Source organism: Pseudonocardia sp. CA-107938 (assembly GCF_050936315.1).
GTDB lineage: Bacteria > Actinomycetota > Actinomycetes > Mycobacteriales > Pseudonocardiaceae > Pseudonocardia.
The window spans coordinates 5,638,390-5,651,286 of record NZ_JBNJNA010000001.1 but is presented as its reverse complement, the minus strand read 5'-3'; the positions used below and the strand labels follow the sequence as shown (position 1 = coordinate 5,651,286).

At 72.0% G+C, this 12,897-nt stretch carries 8 protein-coding genes; 3 read left to right on the top strand and 5 right to left on the bottom strand.

Going from position 1 to position 12,897, the window contains the following annotated elements; genetic code table 11:
• Positions 1-79 precede the first annotated feature (79 nt).
• Positions 80-2,041 carry a GTP-binding protein gene (locus ACQEVB_RS27905; protein WP_432977304.1) on the top strand — a complete coding sequence of 654 codons (1,962 nt, stop codon included), beginning with the start codon at positions 80-82 and terminating at the stop codon, positions 2,039-2,041.
• Positions 2,042-2,047: 6 nt separating this feature from the next.
• Here ACQEVB_RS27905 and ACQEVB_RS27900 read toward each other — a convergent pair whose 3' ends face one another.
• Complete coding sequence (locus ACQEVB_RS27900; protein ID WP_432977301.1) at positions 2,048-4,315, bottom strand: FdhF/YdeP family oxidoreductase; 2,268 nt, start codon at positions 4,313-4,315, stop codon at positions 2,048-2,050.
• A gap of 551 nt (positions 4,316-4,866) precedes the next feature.
• Here ACQEVB_RS27900 and ACQEVB_RS27895 point away from each other — a divergent pair.
• Positions 4,867-6,155, top strand: a protein-coding gene (locus tag ACQEVB_RS27895; RefSeq protein ID WP_432977298.1) for an IS3 family transposase whose coding sequence is annotated in 2 segments (ribosomal slippage) — positions 4,867-5,230 and positions 5,230-6,155 — 1,290 coding nt in all. Because the reading frame shifts where the segments join, the coding sequence is not laid out codon by codon here.
• Positions 6,156-6,508: 353 nt separating this feature from the next.
• On the opposite strand, the gene ACQEVB_RS27890 is transcribed toward ACQEVB_RS27895, so the two are convergent.
• The 4 genes from ACQEVB_RS27890 to ACQEVB_RS27875 all read right to left on the bottom strand — a co-directional run bounded on the left by ACQEVB_RS27890 (position 6,509) and on the right by ACQEVB_RS27875 (position 12,179).
• Positions 6,509-8,278 (bottom strand): DUF222 domain-containing protein, encoded by a 1,770-nt coding sequence (locus ACQEVB_RS27890; RefSeq protein WP_432977295.1) that lies wholly within the window; start codon positions 8,276-8,278, stop codon positions 6,509-6,511.
• A complete protein-coding gene (locus tag ACQEVB_RS27885) occupies positions 8,275-9,684 on the bottom strand; it encodes a protein adenylyltransferase SelO (RefSeq protein WP_432977292.1) in 1,410 nt (469 codons plus the stop codon). The genes ACQEVB_RS27890 and ACQEVB_RS27885 overlap by 4 nt, the downstream gene beginning before the upstream one ends.
• A gap of 10 nt (positions 9,685-9,694) precedes the next feature.
• Entirely contained in the window at positions 9,695-10,063 is a 369-nt protein-coding gene (locus tag ACQEVB_RS27880; RefSeq protein WP_432977289.1) for a hypothetical protein, read from the bottom strand.
• 76 nt (positions 10,064-10,139) lie between these two features.
• Positions 10,140-12,179 carry an NAD(+) synthase gene (locus ACQEVB_RS27875; protein WP_432977286.1) on the bottom strand — a complete coding sequence of 680 codons (2,040 nt, stop codon included), beginning with the start codon at positions 12,177-12,179 and terminating at the stop codon, positions 10,140-10,142.
• 50 nt (positions 12,180-12,229) lie between these two features.
• Here ACQEVB_RS27875 and ACQEVB_RS27870 point away from each other — a divergent pair, with 50 nt between their 5' ends.
• On the top strand, positions 12,230-12,892 hold the full coding sequence (locus ACQEVB_RS27870) for an endonuclease III domain-containing protein (RefSeq protein WP_432977283.1): 663 nt from the start codon (positions 12,230-12,232) through the stop codon (positions 12,890-12,892).
• The last annotated feature ends 5 nt before the right edge of the window (positions 12,893-12,897 follow it).

The following is a 12,897-nucleotide window of genomic DNA, read 5'->3' as shown; positions in this document are numbered from 1 at the left end:
AGAGAGGACGAGCACGTGCGAGCTGCGTTCGCGATCACCGAGATGGCCGTCATCGCCGACCCCAGGGATCCGAACGCCCGTGCGTCCACTGTCACCCGTGCTCAACCTCGGCGTGCTCGCGCACGTCGACGCCGGTAAGACCAGCCTCACCGAGCGCCTGCTGTTCCGCGCAGGCGTCATCGCCGAGCTGGGGAGCGTCGACCGCGGCACCACCGCCACCGACTCGCTCGACCTCGAACGCCGACGCGGCATCACCATCCGCACCGCCGTCGCGGCCTTCACGCTGACGACGCCGACCGGGCCGCGCCTCGTCGAGCTCGTCGACACCCCCGGCCACCCCGACTTCGTCGCAGAGGTGGAACGGGCACTCGCCGTGCTCGACGGCGTCGTGCTCGTCGTGTCGGCGGTGGAGGGCGTGCAGGCGCGCACCCGCGTGCTGATGCGCGCGGTGCGCCGCCTGCGGCTGCCCTGCCTGCTGTTCGTCAACAAGGTGGACCGAGCGGGGGCCGACCCGGATCGGGTCGTCGCGGAGATCGCCGCCGAACTGACCCCGGCGATCGTCCCCGTCGTCGACGTGGTGCACGCCGGTGACCGCGCTGCAACGGTCCGCGCGCGCTGCCCGTCCGCCGTCGCGGAGACGCTCGCCGAGCACGACGACATCGTCCTCGATGCCTGGGCGGCCGGGCGGGCCGACGCGCGACTCGTGGCCGAGCGCCTGGCGGCGCGAACGGCCGACGGGTCGGTGCATCCCGTCCTCGCCGGCTCGGCGATCACCGGGGCCGGGGTGGACGAGCTGGTCGACGCGATCGCGACCCTTCTCCCGGCCGCCGGCGGCGACCCGGACGGACCCGTCTCCGGCACGGTGTTCGCGATCGAGCGCGGGTCGACGGGGGAGCGGATCGCGCAGGTCCGCATGCTCACCGGCACGTTGCGTGCGCGGGATCGGCTACCGGCCGGGCGGGTCACCGCGATCGAGCCGGCCGAGCCCGGCGCTCCTGCCGACGTGCTGCCGGCCGGGCGGATCGGGCGGGTCCGCGGCCTGGCCACCGCACGCGTCGGCGACGCGGTCGGGACCTCGCCTGCCGGCTGCATCACGCAGTTCGCGCCACCCGGGCTGGAGACCGTCGTCGTGCCCGACGACCCGCGGTGGGCCGGTGAGCTGCGGGTCGCGCTCGGCCGCATCGCCGACGAGGACCCGCTCGTGGACCTGCGCCAGGACGCGCGGACCGGCGACCTGGCCGTATCGCTGTACGGGGAGGTGCAGCAGGAGGTGATCGCTGCGCGGCTCGCCGCCGAGGACGGGATCGGCGTGACGTTCCGGCCGGTCACGCCCATCTGCATCGAACGCGTGACCGGCACCGGTGCCGCTGCGGAGATCATCGACACCGGCGACAACCCGTTCCTCGCGACGGTGGGACTGCGCATCGAGTCGGCTGCCGACGGCGCCGGCCCGCAGTTCCGGCGTGAGGTCGAGCTGGGTTCGATGCCGGCCGCGTTCATGCGGGCCGTGGAGGAGACCGTCGTGGAGACGCTGACCGAGGGACTGGCCGGCTGGGCGGTCGTCGACGCCGCGGTGACCATGACCCACAGCGGCTACTGGGCCCGGCAGAGCCACGCACACGGCACGTTCGACAAGAGCATGTCCAGCACGGCGGGGGACTTCCGGCTGCTCACCCCGCTCGTGCTGATGGCCGCGCTGCGGCAGGCCGGCACCCAGGTGCTCGAACCGGTCGATCGGTTCCTGCTCGAGGCGCCGGAGGCGGCACTGCCCGCGCTGTGGCCCGAACTGAGCCGGCTCGGCGCGGTGCCCGACGCGCCGCGCATCGTCGGCGGCACGGCCCGGCTGGAGGGCGTCGTCCCCGCCGTCGCCGTGCAGGAGCTGCGGCGCGGGCTGGCCGGCCGCACCGGCGGCGTCGGCGTGCTGGAGACCGAGCACGGCGGCTACCGCCCGGCGACCGGTGCTCCGCCGCGGCGCGCACGGACGGAGCCGGACCCGCTGGACCGCCGCGCCTACCTCCTGCGGGTCCAACGCCGGGTCTAGCGTCCCTCAGCGGGACGGCTCCAGCCGCACGACGACCCACTTCGACGTCGGGGTGTTGCTGAACTCCGCGGTCGACTCCAGCGGGATCAACGGGTTCGTCTCCGGGTAGTAGGCCGCCGCGCAGCCCTTGGGCGTCGAGTACTCCACGACGCGGAAGGCGTCGGCCCGGCGCTCGATCCCGTCCTCCCACTCGCTGACGAGGTCGACGACGTCGCCGTCGGCCAGGCCCAGCTCGGCCAGGTCGGCCGATCCGACGAACACGACACGGCGGCCGTGGTGGATGCCGCGGTAGCGGTCGTCGAGGCCGTAGACGGTGGTGTTGAACTGGTCGTGGCTGCGGATGGTCTGCAGCACCAGCCGGCCCTCCGGCACCGCGGTGACGGCCAGCGGGCTCACCGTGAACTCGGCCCTGCCCGACGCGGTGGGGAAGGTGCGGCTGTCGCGCGGGCCGTGCGGCAGCACGAAGCCGCCGCGCGTGCGGATCTTCTCGGCGTAGCCCGCGCAGCCGGGCACGACCCGGCCGATGCGTTCGCGGATGGTGTCGTAGTCGACGGCGAAGTCGTGCCAGGGGATGCCGAACCGGCTGCCCAGGGTGGCGGCGGCGATGCCGCAGATGATGTCGACCTCGGAACGCAGCTGGCGGCTGGCCGGCTCCGCACGGCCGCGGGACGCGTGCACCGCCGACATCGAGTCCTCGACGGTCACCCGCTGCACGATCCCGCCGGTGCGGTCCTTCTCGGTGCGCCCGAGCGTCGGCAGGATCAGTGCCGTCTCCCCGGCGACGACGTGCGAGCGGTTGAGCTTCGTGGAGATCTGCACGGTCAGCTTCGCCCGACGCAGCGCCGCCTCCGTGACGGCGGTGTCGGACATCGCGGAGGCGAAGTTGCCGCCGAGCCCGACGAACACGTCGGCGTCACCGTCCCGCAGCGCCGCGACGGCCTTGACGGCGTCCAGCCCGTGCTCGCGGGGCGGCTCGAACCCGAACTCGGCGCCGAGGGCGTCGAGGAAGGAGGCGGGGGAGCGCTCCCAGATGCCCATCGTGCGGTCGCCCTGCACGTTGGAGTGCCCGCGCACCGGGCACAACCCGGCGCCCGGCTTGCCGATCATGCCCTGCAGCAGCGCGACGTTGACGAACTCCTTGATCGTCGCGACGGCGTCGCGGTGCTGGGTGATGCCCATGGCCCAGCAGTGCACGATCCGCTCGGCCGAGGCGAGCATGTCGGCGGTGCGCTCGATCTCGTCCCATTCCAGCCCGGTGGCCGCGACGACCGCGTCCCGGTCGATCTCGGCGACGTGCGCGGCCCACGCCTCGAAGCCGCGGGTGTGCGCGGCGATGAAGGCGTGGTCGGCCACTCCGCGTGCGAGCAGGAGGTGCCCGAGGGCCTGCCAGAGCGCGTGGTCGCCGTTCGAGCGGATCTGGAGGAAGTGGTCGGCCAGCTCGGTGCCGTGCCCGGTGAGGCCGCCCGGCTTCTGCGGGTTGTTGAACCGCAGCAGGCCGGCCTCGCGCAGCGGGTTGATCGCGATGATCGTCGCACCGTTGCGCTTGGCGATCTCGAGCGCGGACAGCATGCGCGGGTGGTTGGTGCCCGGGTTCTGCCCGGAGATGACGATGAGGTCCGCGTGGTGGAGGTCGTCGAGCGACACCGAGCCCTTGCCGACCCCGATCGTCTCGGCGAGGCCCACCGAGGTGGACTCGTGGCACATGTTCGAGCAGTCGGGCAGGTTGTTCGTGCCGAACGCCCGCGCGAACAGCTGGTAGACGAACGCGGCCTCGTTCGAGGCGCGGCCGGACGTGTAGAACAGCGCCCGGTTCGGGTCGTCGAGCGCGGTGAGGTGCTCGGCCACCAGCGCGAACGCGGCGTCCCATCCGATCGGCTCGTAGTGCGTGCCGCCGGCACGGCGCACCATCGGCTCGGTGAGCCGCCCCTGCTGGCCCATCCAGTACTCGCTGCGCTCCTCGAGGTCGGCCAGCGAGTGCTCCGCGAAGAAGGTGCGGTCGATCCGCCGCGTGTCACCCTCCCACGCGACGGCCTTGGCGCCGTTCTCGCAGAACTCGGCGGTGTGCCGGTGCTTCGGGTCGGGGTCGGGCCATGCGCAGCTCATGCAGTCGAAACCGTCGACCTGGTTGAGCCGCAACAGGTTGCGCGCCGTCCGCGCGACCCCCATCTGCCCCACGGCCATCCCGAGGCTCACCGCGACCGCCGGCAACCCCGCGGCCGCCGTCTTCGGCGGCGTCACGCGGAGGTCGGGCTCGGGAACGGCGGCGGTGCTCATCCCTCCACGGTAGGAGCGGATCCGCGCCGGCCGGCCCCGCCGTGTCCACGATCACCGGGATCCACCCGCGCCGCACGGCTGGGGGTCCGCGCTCGGGAGATGCGCGTGGCGAGGGTTGGTGTCGATCCACCGGGAATGCGCGGGAGAGGACGAGCAGCCGCTGCCCGAACGCAGCCCGCGGCGGTGCGCGATCCGCCCGCGGCGAAGACCTCGGACCCTTCCGGGCGTCCTGGCCAGCATGATCCACACCGCGATCGACGGGCCGGATGCGAGGTCTGCTGTGGTGGAGCGGGGGCGACCATACGGTGTCCCGGCTCGAGGAGGTAAAGCCAGGACCGCGCTGGCCGAGCGCAGCAGCACGACGGGTTGGAGCCGACCTCAACGATGTCGAAGCGGCATGTGGATCTGGGAACTGGCCGATGTCGTGGCGACCGTCGCGCACGCCGCCCGCGTGAGGTTTGGGCCGACGACGGTGCGGATGGGGCCTTGACCCTGGATCTTGGACACGCCGAATCCAGCAGCTGCTGGAGTGAGCGAGATGATCCAGAGCTATGGCCCGCAAGAACTACTCCGACGAGTTCCGTCGGCAGGCCGTCGAGTTGTACGAGTCCTCGCCGGGTGCGACGGTGCGTGGCATCGCCGAGGACCTGGGGATCGAACGCAGCACCCTGCGAGCCTGGCTCGACCTGTTCGGCACTGGCCGCAAGACCGCCGCGGACGGCACCGCGGCCCCCAGCCCACTGCGGGCCCGTGCCGTGAGCCGGCCACCGGCGGGTGCGCGGTCTGCTCTCGGTGAGCCAGAGACGCCGGAGCAGCGGCTGGCCCGGTTGGAGGCCGAGAACGCCGCGTTGCGCGCGGAGAAGACCAAGCTCGAGACCGAGCGGGAGATCCTCCGTCAGGCGGCCAAGTATTTCGCCGGGGAGACGAACTGGTGAGCCGCTTCCAGTTCGTCGCCGAGCACTCGACCACCTCCCGCCCTGGCTGGAGTGTGAAGCGGTTGTGCGCGCTCGTGGAGATCGAGCGATCGTCGTTCTACGCGTGGAAGGCAGCCGCGCCGACCCGCGCCGCGCGAGCCGCTGCCGACGCCGCACTCGCGGCCCGGATCCGCACCGTGCACGACGCAGACACCACCTGCGGACGGCCCAGAATCACCGCCGAGCTCAACGACGGCGCACCGCCTCAGCGGCGGGTCAACCACAAGCGCGTCGCCCGGGTCATGCGCGAACACGGCATCCACGGCTACCGCCGACGCCGCACCGTCCGCACCACGATCCCCGAGCCCGCCGACACCACGGTGCCCGACCTGCTGAGTCGCGAGTTCACCGCCGCCGTGCCCAACCGCGTCTACGTCGGCGACATCACCTACCTGCCCCTGGCCGACGGCCACAACCTCTACCTGGCCACCGTCATCGACTGCTTCTCCCGACGACTGGTCGGCTGGGCGATCGCCGATCACATGCGCACCGACCTGGTCGCCGACGCCCTCCACGCCGCGGCAGCGACTCGCGGGAGCCTGGCCGGGGCGATCTTCCACTCCGATCACGGCTCGGTCTACACCTCCCGCGCCTACGCCCAACTCTGCGACCAGCTCGGGGTGACCCAGTCCATGGGCGCGGTCGGGTCCAGCGCCGACAACGCGCTGGCCGAGTCGTTCAACGCCACCGTCAAACGAGAAGTCCTCCAAGACACCCGGACCTGGCCCGACGCCACCACCTGCCGACGCGAGTTGTTCCGCTGGCTGACCCGCTACAACACCCGACGCCGACACTCCTGGTGCCGCTACCAGACTCCGAACGCCTACGAGAACGCCTACGCAGCTACCGTCCCGGAAGCGGCGTAATCCACCCCCCGTGTCCACGAACCGGGGTCAAGGCCCATGCACAAGAGCCGATCGAGCACGCGCCGTTCTCGCCGTCACTCCGGTCCGAAGGGATTCATTCGACAGTTGGTATCAGCCAAGGATCGGCGACCGCGGATCGGTGCGAAAGCCGGCGGCGAGCAAGCGAGCTGGGCACCGATCGTGGAGATCGCAACGCCCAAGCAAGTGCACGCCGCGGGACGATCGCCGGCGCAGGCAGGTATCGCACGGTAGGACCCGGCCGGGCTTTCGTCCGGGCAACCGACGGCGCAACACCTGCCGCCGCGTCAGATCGCGGCGGCCGCAGCCTGTCTGCGGTCGCGAAATGGCGATGATCAGGGTGGGTCGGGGTCGGCGCGGTAGTCGTAGGGCCGGGTCACGTAGGCGCGCCCGGTCGGGGTGGTCCACTCCAGCCCGCCGTCGGGCAGCGCCCGGAGCTGCCAACCACCGCCGGCGTGCTTCAGATGGTGATGCCGCACGCAGTACCCGGCCAGGTTGATTGCGCTCGTCGTGCCGCCGTCGGCGAATGCGGTGATGTGGTCGAGTTCGCCGTTGACGACTTTGCGCCGGCAGCCGGGGAAGCGGCAGTACACATCCCGCGCCTTCACGTGATCGGCGAGCGCGGCGGGTGGGGTGTAGGTGGTGCGGCCGTGATCCAGCAGCGCCCCGGTGGCGGGGTCGAACAACAACCGCCGCCACACCGCGGTGGCGGCGATCTCCCGGGCCATCTCGGCGGTGATCGGTCCGTACCCGAGCAGCTCGCACGGGTCATCGGTCAACCCGAACAGGCTCGTCATCGGCATCAGCAGCTGCACCAGCGGCTTGCCCGGGTTCACCGGGGCCGGCAGCGCCAGGTCGGGGTTGGTGAGCCGCCCCGACAGCAGATCCGCCAACAGGTCCGCACGCCGCTCATCCATCGACCGCGGATCCTCAGCGCCGCAGCCGCGGGCCAACCGGGTCAACCACTCGAACGCCGCGACCGCGTTCGGGGCGGGCAGCAGCGCCCACAGCGAGGCCATGCCGTCGGGTTCGGGGTTGACCGCGACCCGCCGATCCGCGCGTGCCCGCTCGTGGCGCTCCTGCGCACCAGCGGGATCGACCGCGATGATCGCCCGCTTCACCGCCGCCCGCAGCTGCGCCGCGGTCTGCTGCGGCGCCCGCGGCAACACCCGGGCCTCCACCAAGGCGGCGTGCTCATCGGACACATTCGCGGTGCCTTCGGTGATCACCGTGACCCGCCGCTGATCGATCAGGCCGGCTTCCCACGCGGCCAGGGTGTCCGGCAGCCGCGCGGTCAGGGTTTCGGCTTGGCGGGTGCGGAACGCCGCCGTCCCGGACGACAGGTGCAGGGCGGTGCCGACCTCGTCGGCGGCCCAGTCGGTCACCGAATCGGGTTCGGTGCGCCGCGCGGCCAGTTCGGCGATCAGTCGGGCTTGCCGGGCCTGCGCCCACGCGGCGAGGCGTTCGTAGCCGATCAGGGCGTCGATCAGGGCCGGGTCGTCGAGGGTGGAGGGGTCGGAGAAGTACTGGTCGAGTTCGAGCGCCAACCATCCCGACGGCTGCACCGCCGCCGGGGACGGGGAGCCGTCGAGCAGCAGCGCGTCGGGTACCCCGACCCACTCCTCGACGTCGACCATGTGTTCGATTCTAGCGCATGGCGGTGCTCGTGACCAGCGAAAACGGGAAGAATCAGGATCAGCGGCACCACGTGGGGTGACCACCCGAGCAGGGTGACCCGGGTGGTTCGTGGGCAAGCTGAGCCGCACCGCAGGCCCGTCAGGGCCGAGGAGCGGAAGCAGCGCGGCAGCAACCCGTACCCCGCGGAATCTCCCGCAAGAGAACCGGCGGCGACACGAAGCACGCCCGATGGCGACGGCAACGACGTCACATAATGCGTGGCCACCGCACACACCGCCCAACCTGTGTGACGTGGCCACTCGCTGTGTGACGTCGAGGAGGTCGGCGTTCAGGACGTCGCGGCCGTCGCCTGCCGCCGAGGCGCGCAGCGCGTCCGTGCTGAGCAACTCGTCGGACGGCCGATGGCCACCGCCGCTGGCAACGAGGAGATGGACACCACCGGCACCCGTCGGAGCCGAACGGCTCACGTCCCGCAGTACGTGACGATGGGGCCACTGCCGGCCGCGGCGTAGCGCTCCATCCCGGGCCGAACCGAGAACGGCTGCTGGACGAGGGAGAGGAGCTCCTCGAACGGTCCGAGGTCGCCGGAGGTGGCGGCGTCGAGTGCGGCCTCGACGAGGTGGTTGCGTGGGATGTAGACGGGGTTGACCCGGTCCATGGCCTGCGTGTCCGGCTGCAGCGCGGACCAGCGAGCCGACCACGCGTCGAAGGCGGCGCGGTCGAGGAACAGGTCGCGCGCGGTGCCTGCCGCCAGCGCGCGGAAGAACGAGGTGTGGTCGACCAGGCCCGCCTCCAGCAGGGCCATGAGGTCGTCGACGAGCTGCTGGTCGACGCTGCGGAGCCCGAGCTTCGCGGCCATACCAGCCAGCAGGGCGGCCCGGTACCGGTCGGCGAACGCGGTGAGGGCCGCGGTGGCGACCTCCACGGCCGCGTCGGTCGTGTCGGTGAGGAGCGGCAGGAGTGTCTCGGCGAACCGCGCCAGGTTCCACTGCGCGATGGCCGGTTGGTTGCCGTACGCGTAGCGACCGGTCGTGTCGATCGAGCTGAACACGGTGCGCGGGTCGACGGCATCCATGAACGCGCAGGGCCCGTAGTCGATGGTCTCGCCGGAGATCGTCATGTTGTCGGTGTTCATGACGCCGTGCACGAACCCGACGAGCATCCACTGCGCGATCAGCTCCGCCTGCGCCGCGACGACCTGCTCGTAGAGGGCGAGGTACGGGTTCGCGGCGCCGGCGGCGGACGGGTGGTGCCGGGCGATCGCGTGGTCGGCGAGGCTGCGCAGCAGGTCGTGGTCGCCGGTGGCGGCCACGTACTGGAACGTGCCCACGCGGATGTGGCTCGCGGCGACCCGCGCCAGCACGGCTCCGGGCAGCAGCCGCTCGCGCGCCACCGCGCGGCCGGTGGCGACCACGGCGAGCGACCGCGTCGTGGGGATGCCGAGCGCGTGCATGGCCTCGCTGACGAGGTACTCGCGCAGCATCGGCCCGACGACGGCGTACCCGTCGCCGCCGCGGGCGAACGGGGTGCGCCCGGAGCCCTTGAGGTGCAGGTCGCGGCGCCGGCCGGCGGGGTCGACGAGCTCGCCGAGCAGCAGCGCCCGCCCGTCGCCGAGCCGGGGGGAGTAGTGCCCGAACTGGTGGCCGGCATACGCCATCGCCACTGTGTCAGGCACACCGTTGCCGGTCAGCAGGGCCAGGCCGGACGGCTCGCGCAACGCCTGCGGTTCCAGGCCCAGCTCGACGGCTAGCTCCTCGTTGAGCGCCAGCAGTCGCGGCTCGGCCACCGGCGCCGCGGTCCACGGCACGGTCAGCGCGGGGACGTCGCGGGCGTAGGTGTGCTCGAACGCGACGATGCCGGTGGCGGTGGCCATGGTCTCGAGGCTACGTGTCCGCGGCGCGGGCGGACTTTAGGTCGCGGTGGTTCACGTAGGCGATGGCGCGCAGCCCGTCGGCCGTGCGACGCAACAGGTAGGTCGACGCGAGGTCGAACTGTCCTGCCTTCCACGTCGCGGTGACGAGCACGTGGTGCTCGTCGAGCGGGAGCGCTGCGGCGTGGGTCAGCCGAGGCGCCGCGGCGCCCGCAGCCGCGAACGCCGCCCGACGGGCGGGCAGTGCTGCTGCCAGCGCGGATCGTTCGACGATCGCGACGCGGCGGGCGTCGGCGACGAGGATGCGGTCGTCGAAGGACGTGGCGTCGAGCGAGCGGAGGAACGCCGATACCTCGGCGTCGTCCTCGATCCAGGAATGCATTCCTGAACGCTATCCGACGGAAACGCCATCATAGCATTTCAAAACAATTTTCGCAATCCGCCGAACAGTTGCGGGATCAGCTCTCCGGGACGTTGTCCAGGTCGGCCAACCAGATCCGCGCCGACATGTCCGACGGCGCGCGCCAGTCCCCGCGCGGCGAGAGCGACCCGCCCGCGGACACCTTCGGGCCGTTCGGCAGCGCCGAGCGCTTGAACTGGCTGAACTGGAAGAACCGCCGGGCGAAGACCTGCGACCAGTGCTTGATCTGGGCAAGGTCGTACTCGGGGCGCTGCTCCTCCGGGTAGCCGGCTGGCCATTCGCCCAGCTTGGCGTCGTGCCACGCGTGCCACGCCAGGAACGCGATCTTCGAGGGGCGCATGCCGTGGCGCAGCGTGTGGAACAAGGTGAAGTCCTGCAGCGCGTACGGGCCGACCGTCGCCTCGCTGGACTGCACCTCCTCGTCCTCACCGGTCGGCACCAGCTCCGGCGTGATCTCGGTGTCGAGCACGTCGGTGAGGACGTCGTCGACGGCGTCGTCGAACTGGTTGGACGACACCACCCAGCGGATGAGGTGCTGGATGAGCGTCTTCGGGACGCCGCCGTTCACGTTGTAGTGCGACATCTGGTCGCCGACGCCGTAGGTGCACCATCCCAGCGCCAGCTCCGACAGGTCGCCGGTGCCCAGCACGATGCCGCCGCGCTGGTTGGCGGCCCGGAACAGGTAGTCGGTGCGCAGCCCGGCCTGCACGTTCTCGAACGTGATGTCGTAGACGGGCTCGCCCTCGGCGAACGGGTGGCCGAGATCGGTGAGCATCTGGCGGGCGGCGCTGGTGATCGACAGCTCCTCGAACGTGATGCCCAGCGCGTCCGCGAGCCGCCACGCGTTGCCCTTGGTGCGCTCACCGGTGGCGAACCCGGGCAGGGTGAAGCCGAGGATGTCGGAGCGCGGACGCCCCAGCCGGTCCATGGCCTTCGCCGCGACGATCAGGGCGTGCGTCGAGTCGAGACCGCCCGAGACGCCGATGACGACCTTCGGCTGGCCGATGGCGCGCAGCCGCTGCTCCAGCCCGGACACCTGGATCAGGTAGGCCTCGTAGCAGTCCTGCTCGAGCCGGGACTCGTCGGCGGGCACGAACGGGAAGCGCTCGACGACGCGGCGCAGGCCGAGATCTGTGTCGGGTGGGTCCAGCCGGAAGCCGACCGTGCGGTAGCGGTCGAGCCGCGCGGCGTGGTGACGCCGGTTGTCGTCGAACGTGCCCATGCGCAGCCGTTCCGCGCGCAACAGGTCCAGGTCGACGTCGGCGACACTGCGTCGCGGACCCTTCGGGAACCGGTCGGTCTCGGCGAGCAGCAGGCCGTTCTCGTAGATCATGGTCTGGCCGTCCCACGCGAGGTCCGTGGTGGACTCGCCCTCGCCGGCGGCCGCGTAGACGTACGCGGCGAGGCAGCGCCCCGACGCCGAGCGGCACAGCAGGTGCCGGTCCTCGGCCCGGCCGATCGTGATCGGGCTGCCCGACAGGTTCGCCAGCACGGTGGCGCCGGCGAGCGCGGCCTCCGCGCTGGGCGGCACCGGCACGAACATGTCCTCGCAGATCTCGACGTGCAGCACCAGCCCGGGCACGTCGGACGCCGCGAACAGCAGGTCGGGCCCGAACGGCACCTCCTGCCCGGCGACGGTGAGCACGTCGTGGACGTCGTCGCCGGGGGAGACCTGGCGGCGCTCGTAGAACTCGCGGTAGGTGGGCAGGTAGGACTTGGGCGCCACCCCGAGCACCTGGCCGCGGTGGATCACCACCGCGCAGTTGTGCAGGCGGTGCCGGTAGCGCAGCGGTGCCCCGACCACCAGCACCGGGAGCAGGTCGGCGGAGGCCGCCACCACGTCGGCCAGCGCGGCCTCGACGGCGTCCAGCAGCGCGTCCTGCAGCAGTACGTCCTCGATCGAGTACCCCGACAGCGTCAGCTCCGGGAACACCACGACGGCGACGCCCTCGTCGTGGCACTCCCGGGCCGTGGCCAGCACGGCAGCGGCGTTCGCGGCCGGATCGGCGATCGTCGTGGTGATGGTCGCCGCGGCGACCCTGGCGAAACCGTGCCGGTAGGCGGAACGGAAGTCCATGTCGAAAGTCTGCCCGACGGACCGTCGGGGCAACCGAATAGGCTCGGCGGATGCCGTCCCGCCAGCCGGCCGCACCCGCCACCGGCGTCGCCGCGCCCGCCACCGTCCTGCAGCTGCTCACCGATGCCTACCCCGATGCGCGGGTCGAGCTGGACGCCACGAACCCGCTCGAGCTCCTGATGGCGATCGTGCTGTCCGCGCAGACCACCGACGAGCGCGTCAACCAGGTCACGCCGGAGCTGTTCGCCACCTACCGCACGGCTGCGGACTACGTCGCCGCCGATCCCGCCGACCTCGAACGGATCCTCGGCCCGGTCGGCTTCTACCGGCAGAAGACCAAGGCCGTCCAGGCCGTTGCCGCGGCGCTGGTGGAACGGTTCGACGGCGAGGTCCCTACGGCCGTGGACGATCTCGTGTCCATCCCGTGGGTGGGCCGCAAGTCGGCGCACCTGCTCATCGTCGGCATGTTCGGCGGCTCCGCCCTGGCCGTCGACACGCACGTGAAGCGACTGGCCAAGCGGCTCGGCTGGAGCGCGCAGGCCGACGTGGGAAAGGTCGAGACGGAGGTCGCGGCCCTGTTCGACGAGTCCGACCTCGGCCGGCTCACCCTCACCGCCATCCTGCACGGGCGGCGCGTCTGCACGGCCCGCAAACCGGCCTGCGGCGACTGCGTGCTGGCCGCCGAGTGCCCGTCGGCCGGGACGGCCGCGTGAGACCG

What these genes read in the sequence shown, in the direction of transcription:
- ACQEVB_RS27900 (WP_432977301.1), bottom strand. Translation starts at nt 4,315, where the DNA reads ATGAGCACCGCCGCCGTTCCCGAGCCCGACCTCCGCGTGACGCCGCCG.
- ACQEVB_RS27885 (WP_432977292.1), bottom strand. Translation starts at nt 9,684, where the DNA reads ATGGCCACCGCCACCGGCATCGTCGCGTTCGAGCACACCTACGCCCGC.
- ACQEVB_RS27880 (WP_432977289.1), bottom strand. Translation starts at nt 10,063, where the DNA reads ATGCATTCCTGGATCGAGGACGACGCCGAGGTATCGGCGTTCCTCCGC.
- ACQEVB_RS27875 (WP_432977286.1), bottom strand. Translation starts at nt 12,179, where the DNA reads ATGGACTTCCGTTCCGCCTACCGGCACGGTTTCGCCAGGGTCGCCGCG.
- ACQEVB_RS27870 (WP_432977283.1), top strand. Translation starts at nt 12,230, where the DNA reads ATGCCGTCCCGCCAGCCGGCCGCACCCGCCACCGGCGTCGCCGCGCCC.